Annotated in this window: 14 protein-coding genes and 2 tRNA genes; 6 read left to right on the forward strand and 10 right to left on the reverse strand. The window is 61.8% G+C overall.

All coding sequences use genetic code 11. The features are described from left to right. The 3 genes from GR167_RS20225 to GR167_RS01790 form a co-directional block, all read right to left on the reverse strand. On the reverse strand, positions 1 to 782 hold a 782-nt coding region (locus GR167_RS20225), incomplete at its 3' end, for a calcium-binding protein (RefSeq protein WP_370741226.1). A gap of 445 nt (positions 783 to 1,227) precedes the next feature. Continuing rightward, positions 1,228 to 3,492: a Hint domain-containing protein gene (locus tag GR167_RS01785; protein WP_235915820.1), complete on the reverse strand. Its 2,265-nt coding sequence runs from the start codon at positions 3,490 to 3,492 to the stop codon at positions 1,228 to 1,230. Positions 3,493 to 4,288: 796 nt separating this feature from the next. Further along, positions 4,289 to 4,374 (reverse strand) — tRNA-Leu (locus GR167_RS01790). 180 nt (positions 4,375 to 4,554) lie between these two features. Between GR167_RS01790 and GR167_RS01795 the strand changes: the two genes are divergently transcribed. Further along, a complete protein-coding gene (locus GR167_RS01795; RefSeq protein ID WP_160971741.1) occupies positions 4,555 to 5,133 on the forward strand; it encodes a YqaA family protein in 579 nt (192 codons plus the stop codon). Continuing rightward, on the forward strand, positions 5,133 to 5,594 hold the full coding sequence (locus GR167_RS01800) for a disulfide bond formation protein B (protein ID WP_160971742.1): 462 nt from the start codon (positions 5,133 to 5,135) through the stop codon (positions 5,592 to 5,594). Before GR167_RS01795 ends, GR167_RS01800 begins: the two co-directional genes overlap by 1 nt. A gap of 13 nt (positions 5,595 to 5,607) precedes the next feature. Here the strand turns inward: GR167_RS01800 and GR167_RS01805 are convergent, their stop codons facing one another. The 6 genes from GR167_RS01805 to pdxH form a co-directional block, all read right to left on the reverse strand. Beyond that, positions 5,608 to 7,050: a methyl-accepting chemotaxis protein gene (locus GR167_RS01805; protein WP_160971743.1), complete on the reverse strand. Its 1,443-nt coding sequence runs from the start codon at positions 7,048 to 7,050 to the stop codon at positions 5,608 to 5,610. 264 nt (positions 7,051 to 7,314) lie between these two features. Continuing rightward, on the reverse strand, positions 7,315 to 10,989 hold the full coding sequence (locus tag GR167_RS01810) for a vitamin B12-dependent ribonucleotide reductase (protein ID WP_160971744.1): 3,675 nt from the start codon (positions 10,987 to 10,989) through the stop codon (positions 7,315 to 7,317). A gap of 729 nt (positions 10,990 to 11,718) precedes the next feature. After that, positions 11,719 to 11,795: transfer RNA gene (locus tag GR167_RS01815), tRNA-Pro, on the reverse strand. A 42-nt stretch (positions 11,796 to 11,837) separates the two neighbouring features. Then, on the reverse strand, positions 11,838 to 12,329 hold the full coding sequence (locus GR167_RS01820; protein ID WP_160971745.1) for a DUF192 domain-containing protein: 492 nt from the start codon (positions 12,327 to 12,329) through the stop codon (positions 11,838 to 11,840). 3 nt (positions 12,330 to 12,332) lie between these two features. Then, entirely contained in the window at positions 12,333 to 12,905 is a 573-nt protein-coding gene (locus GR167_RS01825) for a cold-shock protein (protein WP_160971746.1), read from the reverse strand. A gap of 80 nt (positions 12,906 to 12,985) precedes the next feature. Continuing rightward, positions 12,986 to 13,591, reverse strand: a complete 606-nt coding sequence (gene pdxH / locus GR167_RS01830; RefSeq protein ID WP_160971747.1) for a pyridoxamine 5'-phosphate oxidase — start codon at positions 13,589 to 13,591, stop codon at positions 12,986 to 12,988. Positions 13,592 to 13,716: 125 nt separating this feature from the next. Here pdxH and fabI point away from each other — a divergent pair, with 125 nt between their 5' ends. The 3 genes from fabI to GR167_RS01845 are packed head-to-tail and all read left to right on the forward strand — an operon-like array spanning position 13,717 to position 15,552. Then, positions 13,717 to 14,538, forward strand: a complete 822-nt coding sequence (gene fabI / locus GR167_RS01835) for an enoyl-ACP reductase FabI (RefSeq protein ID WP_160971748.1) — start codon at positions 13,717 to 13,719, stop codon at positions 14,536 to 14,538. Positions 14,539 to 14,541: 3 nt separating this feature from the next. Then, positions 14,542 to 15,051 (forward strand): xanthine phosphoribosyltransferase, encoded by a 510-nt coding sequence (gene gpt / locus GR167_RS01840; RefSeq protein ID WP_160971749.1) that lies wholly within the window; start codon positions 14,542 to 14,544, stop codon positions 15,049 to 15,051. Between the two features lie 9 nt (positions 15,052 to 15,060). Beyond that, positions 15,061 to 15,552, forward strand: a complete 492-nt coding sequence (locus tag GR167_RS01845) for a DUF2127 domain-containing protein (protein WP_160971750.1) — start codon at positions 15,061 to 15,063, stop codon at positions 15,550 to 15,552. Positions 15,553 to 15,562: 10 nt separating this feature from the next. On the opposite strand, the gene GR167_RS01850 is transcribed toward GR167_RS01845, so the two are convergent. Continuing rightward, positions 15,563 to 16,537, reverse strand: coding sequence for an acyltransferase family protein (locus GR167_RS01850; RefSeq protein WP_160971751.1), 975 nt, complete (start codon positions 16,535 to 16,537; stop codon positions 15,563 to 15,565). A 287-nt stretch (positions 16,538 to 16,824) separates the two neighbouring features. On the opposite strand from GR167_RS01850, the gene GR167_RS01855 reads away from it, so the two are divergent. Next, entirely contained in the window at positions 16,825 to 18,030 is a 1,206-nt protein-coding gene (locus tag GR167_RS01855) for an aminotransferase (RefSeq protein ID WP_160971752.1), read from the forward strand. Positions 18,031 to 18,046: the final 16 nt, after the last annotated feature.

Consider the following 18,046-nt stretch of genomic DNA (forward strand, 5'->3'; position numbering starts at 1 on the left):
TCGCCGTCGCCGCCTTCCAGCTGGTCGTGGCCGCTGCCGCCGTCGATGTAATCGTTGCCGTCGCCGGCCAGTACCGTGTCGTCGCCGGCCCCGGCGCGGACCACGTCGTCGTTCGACCCGTCGGCGGCGTCGTTATTGTCGATGCGGTCGCCCTCGGGGTCGCCTGTGTAATAGGGATCGATGAAATCATCGCCGTCGCCGCCCTCGACTACCTGATCGCCCGCCAGCGGCGGCGCATAGGCGGTGTCGGAATAGCCGGTGTTGAACGCGCCGTTGCCGACCTCGGCCGTGCCCGCGGCGATCACGCCGTCGCCGTCCAGATCGGTGTCGGAATGATTGTCCAGCACCAGCGCGCCGTAGCTGTCATTTGCATCCGTACCCGGCGCGATGAACAGCGCGCCCAGCACCGGCGCACCGGCATCGGAGGAGACCAGCATTGAGGCGTCGAATTGCAGATAGCCATCGCCCATCCCGGCGACGGTTTCCTGCACCAAGGCGGCATCGCCCGCAACGGCCGGTTCATAGGCGTAAAGCACCGTGCCAGCGTCGAAATCGGCCTTGCTGTCATAGACGTTGATGCCGACGATCCGGGTCGCTCCGGTCAGTTCGCCATCAAGCGTGACCTGCTCCACGATGATCTCGACGATCTGGGTGTCGGTGAAGCTCTGACTGCCGTTCTGCAGCGTGACCTGCCCCGCCCCGTCCTGGCCGGTGCCGGTCAGCACGGCCAGATCGGGATCGGTCACGACGTCGATCCCATATGCGATGAAACTGGTGTTCACGCGCAGCCCCCCTCATGTCGCATGATCCCGGTATGGGCCGTACCCGTTCCGCGCGGCACCCTTAGGCGGGTGTCGCAGTGGCGGAGTGCAGCGATCAGGTCGGCCCCGTGGGTCATGTCATCCTCGGCTTCGTCGATCAGCGAGTACGGTAAGCCAGCCTGTACCCGCGATTTCCATATCAATTCGTATAATTTGCCCGACACTTTCGGCGAAATTACGTCTGAACTGAGGTCGTTCCGCCCCAAAGTAGGGGGGCGCGATCCGCATCTTTCCCGGGATCAGGGCATTGTTCGCTTTCTTTCCATCTGTGGTTACAGAAATGGAAATCGGCAGAGTTCCGGTGGCGGACGGCAGAATCCCCCCGGTATAAGTCGGAAAAGGGACAGCCCCCGGTCCCTTTTCCGGCTGCCCCCGCCGAGGCGGAGACAGTGCTGCATGACGCAGATTACTTGGTGAAGTTCAGCAGGGTCGCTTCGTGTTTCTTCAGCGACCGCCGCGCGGCCTGGTAGTTGCCGACGCCTTCACGTTCACGCAGTTCCGGGAACAGGGTGAAGATTTCTTCGCGCTGATCCTTGCCGATCCCCTTCAGCGACTGATCGCCCGGCTGGAAGCTTTCGGTCCAGGCCCCGTCCGACAGCACCACTTCGTGCTGGTCGAACATGAAGTGGATATAGGTGGTGCCCACCACGTTGACCTTGTGGATGCCTTCCAGACCGACCAGGTGCTTGGCCGCGGCCAGGACCTCGGTTTCGTTGAAGTAGAGGTTCACCTTCTCGTTGGTGATCAGCACCCGGTGGTTCGGGCTGACCATCATGTCGCGCTGCGGCAACCCGTTACCCAGGGCGCCCTTGCGGATCAGGATCGGCTGCAGCTTGGGGTCACGCGCCAGTTCGATCCCGGTCATCTTGCGGGCACCGAGCCAGCGGATTTCCTGGATCCCGTTGTCGCGGGTGATGACCTTGTCGCCTTCCTTCAGCGTCTCGACCATCCGTGCGCCCTGCGTCGTCGCGATCAGGGTGCCGGGGGTGAAGCAGGGCACGATGTTTTCGATATTGGTGAAGGCCGCGGTGCCCTTGACGCCGCCATTGCCGTCGAGGAATTCGATGGTGCCGTCGAACCCGTTGCCGTCGCTGTCGGTCACCACGTCGGTCAGGCGGAAATCGCCGATCCCGTAGAGCATCAGGGTGTCGTCGTCGTTGCCGCCCGCGCCACCATGCACGGTTTCGCCCATGGTGATGCCCATGATGGTGTCGGCATCGTCGCCGCCGTCGATTTCATCGACACCGCCGCCGCCCTGCAGCAGGTCGTCGCCGGCGCCGCCGATCAGCGTGTCGTTGCCCGAACCGCCATAGATTTCGTCGTCATCAATCTGGCCGTCCAGGTAATCGTCGCCCGAGCTGCCATAGAGCGTGTCGTCGTCATCCGCGCCATAGATCACGTCGTCGCCGGCACCGCCATGGATGTAATCCTGGCCGTTATCGGGGCGCAGATCGGTATCGTCGGGGATGTTGACCGCATCCGGGTAAGACGGATCCAGACCGCCATAGATCAGGTCGTCGCCCGAGCTGCCGAAGATCGTGTCCGACCCTTCGCCGCCGATGATGGTGTCGCCGCCCGAGCCGCCGTCGATTTCGTCGGCGTCCAGCCCGCCATCGATATAATCGGTGCCGCGGCCGCCCATGATGGTGTCGGCGTCGTCGCCGGTCATGATCGTGTCGGCACCGTCGCCGCCATCGACGAAGTCGCGGTCGTTATCGGGATCGGAATCCGAAGCGTAGAGGCCCGGATAGCCCATATCGGGCAGCGCGCCGTCCAGAGCGCCGGGGCCCGAGGTGATCACGTCCGACCCGTCGCCGCCTTCGATGGAATCGCTGCCGTCGCCGCCGTCGATCGTGTCGTCGCTGTCGCCGCCCAGGATGGTGTCGTCGCCGCCGTAGCCTTCGATGATGTCGTCGTTGGGCGACTGGCCGGGCCAGATATTGTCTTCGCTATCGACCATGTCGCCTTCGGGGTCGCCGGTATAGGAGGTGTCGATATAATCGTCGCCCTCGGTGCCTTCGACGATGCCGTCCAGCCCGTCTTCGGGGCAGTCGTTGTCGGTGGTCGAGAAATGGACGTCGCTGATATAGACCCGCTGGATGTCGTCGCCGCCATTGTGATAGCTGATTTCGATCCGCGATACCGGGCCTGCGATTTCCACCAGGGCGGTGGCCGCTTCGTCGGTCGGCTCATAGGAGCTGTCCGTGCCGCTGACATAGCTGCCGGCCAGGTCGACATCCGACCCCGGGGTGATGGTCACCGGGATGGCGTTGCCGTCGGCGTCATAGGCCAGGATTTGCAGGCAGTCATAGTGGATGCCGCCGCTGTTGTCGGGATCGGCGCCGTAATCGATATCGTTCAGCCGGAAGCTGACATCCTGCACCGCATCGCCGAATTGCTCGTCGGTGGAGGTGAAATCCATCGTCACGGTCGAGGTGTCGTCCATGCCGCCCTCGCCGCCCAGGCCGAACAGCTTGAGCGCCGATTTGGGGTCGAAGTCTTCGCCGGGGGCGACGTAGTTGTCCGAGTTGACGGTGAATGCCTCGGCGCCTTCGTCAATGGCGGTGAAGCCGACATTGACGGCGATCCCGCCGGTATCCACGGTATTCGATGCACCCAAATTGGTGCCGTAATCGCCGAACAGGGACCAATCCAGAATCAAATCAGCCATTTCAAGCCTCTTTCACCTTTTGCGATGGGGTCATCCCCATACTGCGCGTAGCAGTGGCGGTGCCGTGTCCGGTGCCGCCCGAAGCCAAATCCAACAGGCCTTATGCGTTCGGATAAACAGAGGCAAAACTTCCCCGCCCGGCGCCCGCAACGAGACGCCGATCAGGCCGCGAACCGCCGATTTTAAAAAACGTGCAGTTGCGTCGCCTCGCACCCAAACCGAATGCTTGACCTAAATTTTCGATGGCCGCCCCCGCAGCCAGCAGACGTATCCCCCCAGTAGGGCTACACCCAATACATACTTAAGAGGGGCCTACCGACAAAGGGATGATTTTAATTGTCTTGCCGATATTTCGTCTAATTTCGTCAAAATTTCGGACATTTACCAAATCCATTGGTTCCAGATTCAGCGGGAATAGGTGAAAAATTCACCGATATTTGTGGTTTATATTTCTGCTTTGCGGAATTTTTATGGTTATCAAGGTTAATTTACAACCAAAGAGGGAGTGACTGTTTCCAAAGGTCGGACAGAGGACTGCACTTTGGTCCCGTCAAATTTCTGCCGCATATCCGTGTCAAAATTTAGGAGAATGTTATCTATCCGGGGACAATAGCCGCAAAATGCGGCGGATTTTCCCCTCTCGGATTGGCGTGAAACGAATCAAGCGCCCCCCGCCTCATCGCAAATCGGGCCAAAATGAGGCCGGGATGTGCCCGCAAGACGCCGATTGAAAACCGCCCCGCCCCGGCGGGCAGGCGATACGGAAAATACCAAATCTGAAGATTGAAAAATACGGTGGTACCCAAGGCCGGACTCGAACCGGCACGGCCGTTAAGCCGGCGGATTTTGAATCCGCTGCGTCTACCATTCCGCCACTTGGGCACGCTGCGGAAGAATTACCCGTCTCTTTTGCCCGCGTCCAGAGGCAAAGCGCCGGAAATTCCGACAAACATTCGTCGCTACAAGCCTTTGTGATGGCAGGCATCCGCGCGATCACGGCGATTGCGGTTGACCAGATGACGCCAACGTGGCGTAACGGGATCAAAAAGGGCGCGCGCGGACATGATCATGCGACTGTATCACTGGACCCTGGCCTTGGCCGACCACCCAAGGGCGCTTTGGGTCCTGGCGCTGATTTCCTTCATGGAAGCCTCCGTTTTCCCGATCCCGCCCGATGTTCTGATGATCCCGATGATCCTGGCCCGGCCGTCGCGCGCCTGGCTGATCGCTTCCGTTGCGCTGGCCGCCTCTGTGCTGGGCGGGTTGCTGGGCTATGCCATCGGCGCCTTTTTCTACGACGAAATCGGCCGCCCGATCCTGGAAACCATGGGCAAGGCCGACGCGATGGCGTCGTTCAACGAACAATTCAACGCCGCCGGGTTCTGGCCGGTGCTGATCGCCGGGCTGACCCCCTTCCCGTTCAAGGTGATCACCATCATGTCGGGCTGGACCGGGCTGCCGCTGGCAACCTTCGTCGTCAGCGCCGTGGTCGCCCGCAGCCTGCGCTTCTTCATCGTCGCGGCGCTGCTGTGGAAATTCGGCACCCCGATCCGCAACTTCATCGAACGCTGGCTGGGCTTGCTCTTTACCCTTTTCGTCCTCCTCTTGCTGGGCGGCTTCTACTTGGTGAAATATCTCTGATGGCGAAACTCGACCGTAAAACACTGATCTTTCTGGCCACCCTCGGGTCTTGCGCGCTGCTGGGCGGGGCTTTCCTGTTCCAGTTCTTCGGCTTCGCGCCTTGCGAAATCTGCCTGTGGCAAAGATGGCCGCACGCCGCCGCCATCGTCATAGGCGCCGCCGCGCTGTCGCTGAATGCAGGCGCGCTGGCCTGGCTTGGCGGTCTGGCCGCGGCGACCACCGGCGGGATCGGCGTCTATCACACCGGAATCGAACGCGGCTGGTGGCCGGGCCCGGACAGCTGCACCGGATCGGGCGGCGGGCTGGACCTCAACAACCTGCTGTCCACCGACGGGCCAAGCGTGGTGATGTGCGATCAGGTCGCCTGGGAAATGTTCGGCCTGTCGATGGCGAGCTGGAACGCGATCGCGTCCTTCGTGCTGGCCGCGCTGTGGATCATGGCGGCGCTGCGCCGCGACTGACCCGGGCCCCGCGTCACACCTTATAGGCCAGCCGGATACCGCCCCAATGCACGCCGTTGACGAAGATCGGCGCCGACAGGTCCTTCATCATCACGAACTCCCCGTTGCCCATGTCGCGGCGATAGGCCTGCAGCAGGAAGGGCCGCGTGCTTTGCCCGGCGGCCAAGCCCACCCGGTCGTCGAAGATCCGGCGGTTGCGGGCATAGGCGGTGTTCCAGTCGATCTGGTCCTGCATCTGCGGCATCGAGAATTTCTTGTTATGGGTCGGCAGGTAACCGTCCTTGTTCACCGCGGCGCAGAACACGATATTGTCGGCGAAATCCAGCATCGGTTCCTGGAACGCGGGCAGAACCGCGTCGGTGAAATTGGTGCAGCGCGCCATCACCTGCACCGGATTGGTGCCCGGGATCGGGGTGTAATTGCGATCCATCAGGTCGGCCATTGAAATCCGGCCCGCATTCACCCCCTGCTCGAAGCTTTCCGACACCTGTTTGGCCAGCGCCTTGACCGCTTCGATATAGGGCGTGTCGACGGTTTCCACGCCCAGGCGCGCGCTCATCCCGGTCAGGGCCTCGGAATTTTCGGTCAGCCCCTGCATCGTGTCGATGGCGGATTTCAGGCTTTCCGACGATTCCGTCACCTCGCCCGACAGTTCGGTCACCGCGTTGCGCACGTCGCCCACCGCCTGGCTGATATCGCCGGTCGCGGCCAGGATGTCCCGCTGGGCCGAGCTAACCTCGCCCAAGGTCGCCGGTAGCGCGTCGATTTCTTCGCCGATGCCATCGGTCTGCTGGCGGATGTCGCCCGCCGACTTCACCGCCAGATCGGCGATCTTCATCAGCTCGCGCAATTCGCCCGACAGGGTGGCGATGGTTTCCTGGATCTCGCCGGTGGCCTCGCCGGTCAGGTTCGACAAGTCCTTGACCTCCTGCGCGACCACCATGAAGCCACGACCGTGCCGCCCGGCCCGCGCCGCCTCGATCGAGGCATTGAGCGACAGAAGGTTGGTCTTGCGCGAAATATTATCCACCTCGCCGGATACCTGCGACACCCGTTGCAGCGCGGTTTCCAGTGACGACAGCTGTTCGGAAATCCGCGTCACCTTGTCGGTCAGATCGGTGATCCCGCTGACCATGGTGTTGAGCCTGCCGCTGGTGGCGGCGACGCGCTGTTCGGCATTGCCGGAAATTTCCACCGCGTTATTCGCCGAGGCCAGCACCGAGCGGCTTTGCGAGGCCATTTCCTCGGTCTGCGCCGCGATTTCCTGGAACACCTCGGCCTGACGGTCGACCCGTTGCGACGTATCCGAAATTTCGCCCGACACTTCGGCAATCGAAATGCTCAGCCCCCCGATGCGGCTGGCGATTTCGGTGATGGCTTTCTGACGGTCATCGCTCTCCGCAGCGCCTGCATTCACGGGGGTCGCGCCTTCGGATTTGATCTGGCTCGCGTCCATTAGGTTCCTCCAACCTGTCAGACTTACATTTGTCGCTTAGTATCAGAACGGAGAAAAATCCCTTGGTTTTAGGACAACTACCTTGGGTAAGCCTTTGAACATACGGGCCTGAACGGACAGTTGAACGATCGGGGTGCCGTAAAAAAGAAAAGGCCCCCTCAGAGGGGGGCCAGTTTCACGGATCAGGTATCGTTGATACCGCTCGGTTTTCTGCCTGTGTCCCGATCCATGTTTTGGGGCGAGCGCACCCGCCCCGAAACTTGATTAGCTACAGCCCGACGTCGCGCCGCAGGTGTTGCACTTCATGCAGGTGCCGTTGCGCACCAGCGTGTAGTTGCCGCAATCGCCGCAGGGATCGCCCTCGTAGCCCTGCATCTTGGCCTTGACCCGCGCATCCATGCCGACCGCGCCCGAGGCAACCGCCGTGGTGGCGCTCAGGCTTTCGCCGCCGCTGATGGTTTCGGGCACCAGCGTCTGCAGCGCGATTTGCGGATCGGCGCCGTTCAGCGCGGTGCCGCCCATGGTCTGACCGCCCTGCAGCACCACCAGTTCCTGCGGCAGACGCTTGCGCAGATAGCCGGTCGAACTGATCTGCTTCAGCACTTCCAAGCTGCGGCTGGCGGCGCTTTCGCTCATCTCGGAAATGTTCGACACGCCCTCTTCCTCGCCGCGCCCGATATCGTCGAAGCTTGCGCCTTCGGGCTTCACATGGGCCAGGTCGGTCCGGTCCAGATAGGACACCGCCAGTTCGCGGAAGATGTAATCGAGGATCGAGGTCGCATTCTTGATGCTGTCATTGCCCTGCACCATGCCCGCCGGTTCGAACTTGGTGAAGGTGAAGGCGTCGACGAATTCCTCCAGCGGCACGCCGTATTGCAGGCCCACCGACACGGCGATGGCGAAGTTGTTCATCATCGCGCGGAAACCGGCGCCTTCCTTGTGCATGTCGATGAAGATCTCGCCCAAGGACCCGTCGGAATATTCGCCGGTACGCAGGTAAACCTTGTGACCGCCGACAACCGCCTTCTGGGTATAGCCCTTGCGCCGTTCCGGCATCTTTTCGCGGTGGCTGCGGACGATTTCCTTGACCATGACCTTTTCGACGATCTTCTCGGCCAGCACCTTGGCCTTTTCCTGCGTGGTGCCGGATTCCAGGATTTCCGCCGCTTCCTCGTCATCCTCGATCAGCGCTGCCGCCAAAGGCTGGCTCAGCTTCGACCCGTCGCGATAGAGCGCGTTGGCCTTGATCCCCAGCGACCAGCTCAGCTCGTACGCCGCCTTGCAATCCTCGATCGAGGCGTCGTTGGGCATGTTGATGGTCTTGGAAATCGCGCCCGAGATGAAGCTTTGCGCCGCCGCCATCATGGTGATGTGGCTGTTGACCGACAGGTAGCGCTTGCCCTTCTTGCCGCAGGGATTGGCGCAATCGAAGATGTGGTAGTGCTCTTCTTTCAGATGCGGCGCCCCTTCCAGGGTCATGGTGCCACAAACGTGGTCGTTGGCCTGCTCGATGTCTTTCTTGCTGAAACCCAGATGGGTCAGGATGTCGAAGCTGGGATCGTTCAGCTTCTCCTTCGGGATGCCCAGGGTGCTGTGGCAGAAATCTTCGCCCAGCGTCCACTGGTTGAACACGAAGCGGATGTCGAAGGCGGTGGCCAGCGCCGCTTCGACCTTTTCGATCTCGGCATTGGTGAAGCCGTGGCCGATCAGCGAATTGTGGTTGATCCCCGGCGCGTTGCCCAGGGTGCTGTGCCCCACCGCGTAGCTGACGATTTCCTCGATCTCACTGCTGGAATAACCGAGGTTTTCCAAGGCCGCGGGGACCGAGCGGTTGATGATCTTGAAGTAACCGCCGCCGGCCAGCTTCTTGAACTTCACCAGCGCGAAGTCGGGCTCGATCCCGGTGGTGTCGCAATCCATCACCAGACCGATCGTGCCGGTCGGCGCGATCACCGAAACCTGCGCGTTGCGGTAGCCGTGCTTTTCGCCCAGCTCCAGCGCCTCGTCCCAGGATTTCATCGCCAGCTCGACCAGCCGCGCATCGGGGCAGTTGGCGTGATCCAGCGGCACCGGCTTGACCGCCAGGTCCTCATAGCCATGCCCATTGCCCTGCGCCGCGTTGCGGTGGTTGCGGATCACCCGCAGCATGTGCTTGGCGTTGCGCTCATAGCCCGCGAAGGTGCCCAGTTCGCCCGCCATTTCGGCGCTGGTGGCATAGGAAACGCCGGTCATGATCGCGGTCAGCGCGGCGCCCATGGCGCGGCCTTCGTCGCTGTCGTAACCCAGACCCATGTTCATCAGCAGCCCGCCGATATTGGCGTAGCCCAGTCCCAGAGTGCGGAAATCATAGGAAAGTTGCGCGATTTCCTTGGACGGGAACTGCGCCATCATCACCGAGATTTCCAAGGTGACGGTCCACAGACGGGTGGCGTGCACGTAATCCTCGGCCTGGAATTCGCCGTCCTTGTAGAAGGTCAGCAGGTTCATCGAGGCGAGGTTACAGGCGGTATCGTCCAGGAACATGTATTCCGAGCACGGGTTGGAACCGCGGATTTCGCCGTCTTCGGGGCAGGTATGCCAGGCGTTGACGGTGTCGTGGAACTGGATGCCCGGATCGGCGCAGGCCCAGGCGGCGTGGCCGATGTCTTCCCACAGATCGCGCGCCTTGATGGTCTTGGCGACGCCGCCGTCGGTGCGGCGCAGCAGTTCCCAGTCTTCGTCGTTTTCCACCGCCTTGAGGAAGGCGTCGGTGACGCGGACCGAGTTGTTGGAATTCTGACCCGATACGGAGGCGTATGCTTCGGAGTCCCAATCGGTGTCGTAGGTCGGGAATTCGATGCTGTCATAACCCTGACGCGCGTAATCCAGCACCCGTTTGATATAGGTTTCCGGGATCGACACTTTCTTGGCGCCGCGCACCGCGTCCTTCAGGCCCGGGTTCTTCGTCGGATCGACCGCGTCTTCGCTGCTGCCGTCCCATGCGCGGATCGCGCCGAAGATCGCGTTCAGCTTCTCTTCGTGCATCTTCGACCCGGCGACGATGCTGGCAACCTTTTGTTCTTCTTTAACTTTCCAGTTGATGAACTGCTCGATATCGGGGTGGTCGACATCGCAGATCACCATCTTGGCGGCGCGGCGCGTGGTGCCGCCCGACTTGATCGCGCCGGCCGCGCGGTCGCCGATCTTCAGGAAGCCCATCAGCCCCGAAGACTTGCCGCCGCCCGACAGCGATTCCCCCTCGGCGCGCAGCGACGAGAAGTTGGTGCCGGTGCCGGACCCGTATTTGAACAGGCGCGCCTCGCGCACCCACAGGTCCATGATGCCGCCCTCGTTCACCAGGTCGTCCGAGACCGACTGGATGAAGCAGGCATGCGGCTGCGGATGTTCATAGGCGGATTTCGATTTCACCAGCTTGCCGGTCTGGTAATCGACATAGTGGTGCCCCTGCCCCGGCCCGTCGATGCCGTAGGCCCAGTGCAGACCGGTGTTGAACCATTGCGGGCTGTTCGGCGCCGCCTTCTGGGTCGCCAGCATGAAGCGCATTTCGTCGTAATAAGCGCTGGCGTCCGCCTCGGACGAGAAATAGCCGCCCTTCCAGCCCCAATAGGCCCAGGCGCCCGCCAGACGGTCGAACACCTGCTTGGAACTGGTTTCGCCACCGAAGGTCACGTCCTTCGACGCCGGCACCGAGCGCCACAGGAATTCGGGCACGCCGTCTTCCTTGACCTTCTTCAGCTCCGACGGCACCCCGGCCTTGCGGAAATATTTCTGCGCGATGACGTCCGATGCGACCTGGCTCCAGCTGGAGGGCACTTCGAGCTCATCCAGTTTGAACACGACGCTGCCATCCGGATTCCGGATTTCGGACGTGGTGGTTACGAACTCAAGATCGGCATATGCGTCCTGCCCGGCCTTGGTGAATTTTCTTTCAATTTTCATTTCGCTGCCCCGTGTTCGGCTGTCCCAGTGTTGGGATGTCATTGCATCCTGTGCCGAATGTTGCGGGGTGCGAGGTACAGACGATCCCACCCACGGATCGCGAAGCGTCCGCGTTGGCGTCAGAGCCTTGGCTCGAAAAACTGAAACTGTCCCCTGCTGCCCAGGCGCCACTAGATGTTGTGGCGCCCTCAATCGGCCTCCACAATCTGGCGTAATCCCGCCTATCCGGTCAACGAGTTTATTTGCCTATTTTTGAAATTTTGCCGGTTGACCCGGACCGGGTTTCTTCGGCGCCGCGATTCCCTTTTCCGCTTCTGCGACGCGGCATTCTGCAGGTGCTGCACGAAGGCGTCGCGGGAAATGTTTAGGAAACAAAGAGAAATTCGAACCGTGCGTAGCAGGGTCACAAAAACTACAAAATCTAGGGTTAACCGAAAGTTTCGCACTACATATACGATGGCATCGCGAATCCGCCATAGGCATACCCGGCCCTGCCATGATGATTCTGGCGGCAATGGCGAGCATCGCCGCGGCATTTGCCGGGAAAAGAGGCAGCCTTGTTCCGGCCGCATCGGGGACCGTGGCACAATCGCATCACCGAAATCGCCGCCGCGCGTGGCGCCGATATTTTCCGCATCGGCGCCCAAACCGGCGGCACACTATATATGGTGCCCAATAGCTGTGCCCACGGCGCCCGACGGGATGCATTGCCAGAACTGTCGTTGAAATTGGTCGGGGCGAGAAGATTCGAACTTCCGACCCCCTGTACCCAAAACAGGTGCGCTACCAGACTGCGCTACGCCCCGAACCGCCGCCGGTCTAGCGTGGCGGAACCGGATTGAAAAGTCCTAATCGGCGTTTTCATTCCCGCAGGGCCAGGCGGCGCGATCGGGATCGAAGGCGGGATGGCGCAGAACCGTGCCCTCGGTGATTCCCATCGCCTCGGCCAGCCCGCCGTTGATTTCCAGCACCGCCAGGACCGCATCGCCGCCGGCAATCGCCGTCAAGTCGCCCGGCTGGGCGCGGTCGTGAATACGGGTCACCGTCCCGCTGTCGTCGATGAACAGCATGTCCAGCGGGATCAGCGTGTTTTTCATCCAGAACGACACCCGCCGCGGCGTGGGATAGAGAAACAACATGCCAGAAGAACGCGGCAGGGATTCGCGGAACATCAGCCCGCGCGACCGGTCCGCATCATTGTCGACAACTTCGACGGTAAACCGCGCCTGGCCCCAATCGCCCTGCAGGAACACCGCATCGTCGCGGCATTGCTGCGCCGCTGCCTGCGTCGCCAGCAGCGGCCAGAAAACGGCCAGCACGATCCGCACCAGCCGCATCATGATTTAGGAATCGTCCTGCTTCAGCGCGGTTTCCCAGGCCGACACTTCGGTCGCCATGCGGCCGCGCCGGCCTTCGATCACCCGCAGCCCGACCGCTTCGCCGGGTTGCAGATCGGCCAGGCCAGACCGGCGCAGAACCTCGACATGCACGAACACGTCTTCGCTGCGGCCGAACACATTGGCGAAGCCAAACCCCTTGCCCTTGTCGAACCACTTCACCCGCGCCGGTTCCAGCGGCGCCGCGCGGATCACTTCGGGGTCGATGTCCTCGAAATCGGCCAGGGCCGCCGTGCCCGATCCGGCCGGGGGTTCGATGCTGAACACCTCGGTCGCCTGAATGCCGCGATCCGTTTCCTGGATCACGATTTCTATCTTCGCACCATCTGCAACCGAGCTCTGCCCGAAATTACGCAGTACATTGGCGTGCAACAGGATATCCGGTCCGCCTTCTTCGGCGAGCACAAATCCGAACCCCTTCACAGGGTCGAACCATTTGACTTGACCAAATACCCTGCGGGCGCCGCTAACATCAGTATTCACAGCTTTGCTACCCACATGATCGTCATCCCGGTTCATTTCATGTGACAAAGACCCTTACTCTGGCAAGGCAAAAATTGAAATTTTTTCAACTATTTGCAATTCACGTCACGCGAAAATCATGGGTTCAGGCGGCTCACCACCCAATTTTTTGCAGCACTTTCGCGGCGCCAGACAAACCTGTCATGGAGCCGGAACGCACCGTCTGCCCAGAATTCAATCTCAACCGGATCGATTCTGTAACCTCCCCAAAAGGATGGGCGGGCGGGATTTGGCCCATGCTTGGCCGTGACCTTGGCGACTTCCGCCATCAGCGCCGCGCGCGATGCCAGCGGCCGCGATTGCTGCGACGCCCAGGCGCCGAGCCGGCTTTTGAGCGAGCGCGACTTGTAATATGCATCCGCCTGCGGCCCTTCTTCGCGGCTGATCGTGCCACGCACCCGGATCTGGCGGCGCAGGCTTTTCCAATGCATCACGAAGGCCGCCTTGCCGGCCTGGTCCAGTTCCCGGCCCTTCTTGCTTTCGTAATTGGTGTAGAACACGAAGGCACTGTCTTCGATTTCCTTCAGCAGCACCATGCGTACATTGGGCAAGCCGTCTTCATCGACGGTCGACAGCGCGATGGCATTGGGATCGTTGATTTCGCTTTCTTCCGCTTCCGCCAGCCAGCGCCGCGCGATTTCAAACGGGTCGTCGCCTGCGAAAATGCCTGTTCTGTCGCTCATTTCTGCCCTTCCAGAGCCGCCCGAATGATTTCCGGTCTGCCATTCATCGGGTCAAGCGGCTCTTGATGCACGACAGACGATCCCCTAAAGGGATTTAACGCAAACATTTGGTCGGAGAATACGCAATGTCAAACCAATTGATGGCGGGAAAACGCGGCGTGATCATGGGGCTTGCAAATGACAAGTCGATCGCCTGGGGGATCGCCAAGGCCTGTGCAGATGCAGGAGCCGAAATGGCCTTCACCTATATGGGGGACGCTTTCCGCAAACGGGTCGTGCCGCTGGCCGAACAGCTGGGCGTCGATACGCTGATCGATTGCGACGTGTCCGATCCTGCCTCGATCGACGCCGCTTTCGCCGAAATCGAAGCGAAATGGGGCAAGATCGACTTCCTGGTTCACGCGATCGGTTTTTCCGACAAGAACGAATTGCGCGGCCGCTATGTCGAAACCAGCCGCGACAATTTCATGATGACCATGGATATCTCGGTCTATTCCTTCACCGCCGTGATGCAGCGGGCGGAAAAACTGATGGAAGACGGCGCCAGCGCCCTGACCCTGACCTATTATGGCGCCGAACAGGTGATGCCGCATTACAACGTGATGGGCGTGGCCAAGGCGGCGCTGGAAGCATCGGTGATGTACCTGGCCGAAGACCTGGGCAAGGACGGCATTCGCGTCAACGCGATCTCCGCCGGCCCGATCAAGACCCTGGCCGCCAGCGGCATCGGCGATTTCCGCTATATCCTGAAATGGAACGAGCTGAATTCGCCGCTGCGCCGCAACGTGACCATCGAGGATGTCGGCAAATCGGCGCTCTACCTGCTGTCCGACCTGGGTTCGGGCACCACAGGTGAAACCCTGCATGTGGATGCCGGGTATCACGTGGTCGGCATGAAGGCCGTCGACGCGCCGGATATCGACGTCGTCACCGGCCGGAAGGATTGATCGATGAGCGAGACTCACCGCCTGCCCCATGAAAAGGGCTTCCATATCAGCTGGGATCAGATCCACCGCGACAGCCGGGCCCTGGCCTGGCGGCTGGACGGGCGCGGCCCGGATGACGGCGGCTGGCGCGCCATCGTGGCGATCACCCGCGGCGGCATGGCGCCCGCGATGATCATCGCGCGCGAACTGGATATCCGCACCGTCGACACGATCAGCGTGAAATCCTACAGCCACCAGGATCAGGGCGTGGCGCAGATCCTGAACCGCCCCGACCCCGAACTGATGGGCGACGGCACCGGCATCCTGATCATCGACGACCTGGTCGACAGCGGCAAGACGCTGGAACTGGTGCGTGAAATGTACCCGCAGGCGCATTTCGCCACCGTCTATGCCAAGCCCAAGGGCGAACCGATGGTGGACACGTTCATCACCGGGGTCAGCCAGGATACCTGGATCTTCTTCCCCTGGGATATGGCGCTGCAATATGTCGAACCCTACCGGGGCACCGACTAAGACAGGCCGATGAAACGCCCGTTCTCCCGTCCAGAAGGCCTGCTGCACGCCGCCTTTGAGACGACGCTCGCCTTGAAGGCGCTGGAGGCGGTGACGGAACTTCTGGCCGGCATCGGACTTTATCTGGTGCCGGGCGGCGGGATCGGGCGTTTCACCGGCTGGCTGACCCGGGCCGAACTGGCCGAGGATCCCAAGGACTGGGTCGCCAACACCCTGCTGACGATGGCGCAGAAACTGTCCATCGAAACCACCCATTTCTATGCCGCCTACATGGCCAGCCACGGTGTTTTGAAACTGGTGCTGGTGTTGCTGTTGTGGCGGCAGGTGCGGTGGGCCTACCCGGCCTCCGTCGTGATGTTCATGGGCTTCATCGCCTATCAGATCCATCGCTATGTGCTGACCCATGCGCCGATGATGATCGTGCTGACTCTGCTGGATCTGGTGATCATCTGGCTGACGCTGCGGGAATACCGGCGGCTGCGCGGCCGGAACGGCGACTAAGCGTTTCGCTTCAGAACAACGGAATCCTGCGATTGAGCATCAGCAGCAGCGGCGCCAGCGCGAAGGTCAGCGCCAGCGTCAGCCCCGCAAGCGCGCCAAAGGGCGGGTGGAAATGTTCCCGCAGCGGGATCAGCAGCAGCAGGTGCGAAAAATAGATCGCCGAGGACAGGTCGCGCACCGCCCGCCCCTGCATCTGCAACGGCAGCCGCTTGGCGAAGCGGAACAGCATCGGCGCGACCAGCAGCGCGGAAAAAATCACCTCGTAAATCCCATCCGGCGGCATGAAGCGGAAATTGAACCCGACCTCCACCGCCATCGCGGCCAGCGCCAGAGCCAACAGGCCCCAGTCGCGCGGCCCGATTTGCCCTTCGGCGAAACCGGTACGGCGGATCACCACGCCGATCGCGACGAAGGGAAACCCCATGAACAGGAAATTCCGGCTTTCCGCCTCATGCACCCGCCGGAGCGCCAGATGCGCCATGTCATAGGTCACGTCTTCGTAATATTGCAGCGCGACAGCGGCGGCGACCAGCAGCACCGCCAGCACGATCAGCCGCCGGTTGCCGATATTCCGCAGCAGGTGGAAAATCAACCCGCCCCCCAGAAGCGCCGGCAGGAACCACAGATGCGCATAGCCGAACAGCGCGTAGAAACCGAGGCGCAAAGGCGAAAAGTCCTCGTATATCAAGATGATCGGCAGATAAACTAAGGTCCAGATCAGGTAGAAGCTCAGCACCCTGCGCGCCCAGGGCCAGATGCCGTCGCGCGTCTGCGCTTCGAAGAAATAGCCGCTCATCACGAAGAAGAACGGCACGATGATCCGCGCCACGCCATTGAGGAAGACGAAATTCACCTCGGGCCCGATGGTCAGGAAGAAGGAGGCATGCGCCAGCACCACCAGGCAGGCCAGGACCAGCCGGATGATATCGAGCCCGCCATGACGTGGCCGGGCTTGTGGGATGGATGTCGTCGCTGTCGCCAACATTCTGTCTTGGATCGGTGTTTTCCGATTGAACTGCTTCGCTTGCGACTCTGCGCGATCGTTGCGCCGCGATCAACCGTACGGCCCCGTTTCGCCCTGAAATTTCCCGCATAGCGGTAAAAATACCCCTAAGTCGCATCAATCCGCCCCATCAAGCGGCCTGCAAAAGCGGCAGGACCGGGCGCCGCCCGGCGGCCGGGGCGGCAAACTGCGACCGCGGCGCATATCCCGCTTGTGCCGGTCGCGGCGGCGGCTATCCTCGCCCGAAAACAAAAGACAGGGATATCGCCATGATCCGCACCTCAACGACTTTCGCGTCCCCCGTTGTGCAGGCCAAGGGCTGGATCAGCGGGGTCAGCTTCCCGGCAGACCGACCGCTGATCGATGTCAGCCAGGCCGCGCCGGTCGATCTGCCGCCCGAAGGGCTGCGCCGGGCGATTGCCGAAGCCGCGCTGCACGATCCCGGCGCGCATCTTTACGGCCCCGTGCTGGGCATGCCCGAGTTGCGCAACGAAGTCGCGTCGCAGTTTTCCGCGCTCTATGGCGGCGAAATCGCGTCGGATCAGGTCTGCATCACCTCGGGCTGCAACCACGCATTCTGTGCCGCGATGATGTCGCTGACCGGTGAAGGGGATGAAGTCATCCTGCCAACCCCTTGGTATTTCAATCACAAAATGTGGCTCGACATGACCGGGGTGAAGGCGGTCGCGCTGCCCACCGGGTCGGGGCTGCTGCCCGATCCCGACCTCGCCAAGGCGCTTGTCACCGAGCGCACCCGCGCCATCGTTCTGGTCACGCCGAACAATCCCGGTGGGGTGGAATACCCGGTCGAGCTGATCGCCGCCTTCCGCGACATCGCCCGCGAGGCCGGCATCTCGCTGGTGATCGACGAAACCTATCGCGATTTCCATTCCGCCAGCGGCGCGCCGCATGACTTGTTCGCCGATCCCGATTGGGACGACACGGTGATCCAGCTCTATTCCTTTTCCAAGGCCTACCGGCTGACCGGGCACCGGGTCGGCGCGATGGTCGCCTCCTCCACCCGGCTCAAGCAGGTGGAAAAATTCATCGACACGGTCACCATCTGCCCCAACCAGCTGGCCCAGCGGGCGGCGCTGTGGGGGATGCAGAACCTCGGCCAGTGGCTGGCGGGCGAACGCGACGAAATCCTCGACCGCCGCGCCGCCATCGTCGAAGGCTTCCCGGCGCTGGCCGATCAGGGCTGGAAACTGTTGGGCGCGGGCGCCTATTTCGCCTATCTCGAACACCCGTTCCAGCGCCCGTCGGTGCAGCTGGCGCAGGACATGGTGCAGGCGGTGGGCGTGCTGGCCCTGCCCGGCGCGATGTTCATGCCCGATGACGATCCCGGCGGCGACCGCACCCTGCGCATCGCGTTCGCCAATGTCGACCGGGCCGGGATCGGGCAGCTCTACGAGCGTCTGTCCGGCCTGCGCCCGGCCCTGTCTGCCCTTGTGCCCAATCGGGTCTCGTCCTAAACACGGGCGAACGGAC

The organism is Thalassovita mangrovi, assembly GCF_009857745.1.
Lineage (GTDB): Bacteria > Pseudomonadota > Alphaproteobacteria > Rhodobacterales > Rhodobacteraceae > Thalassobius > Thalassobius mangrovi.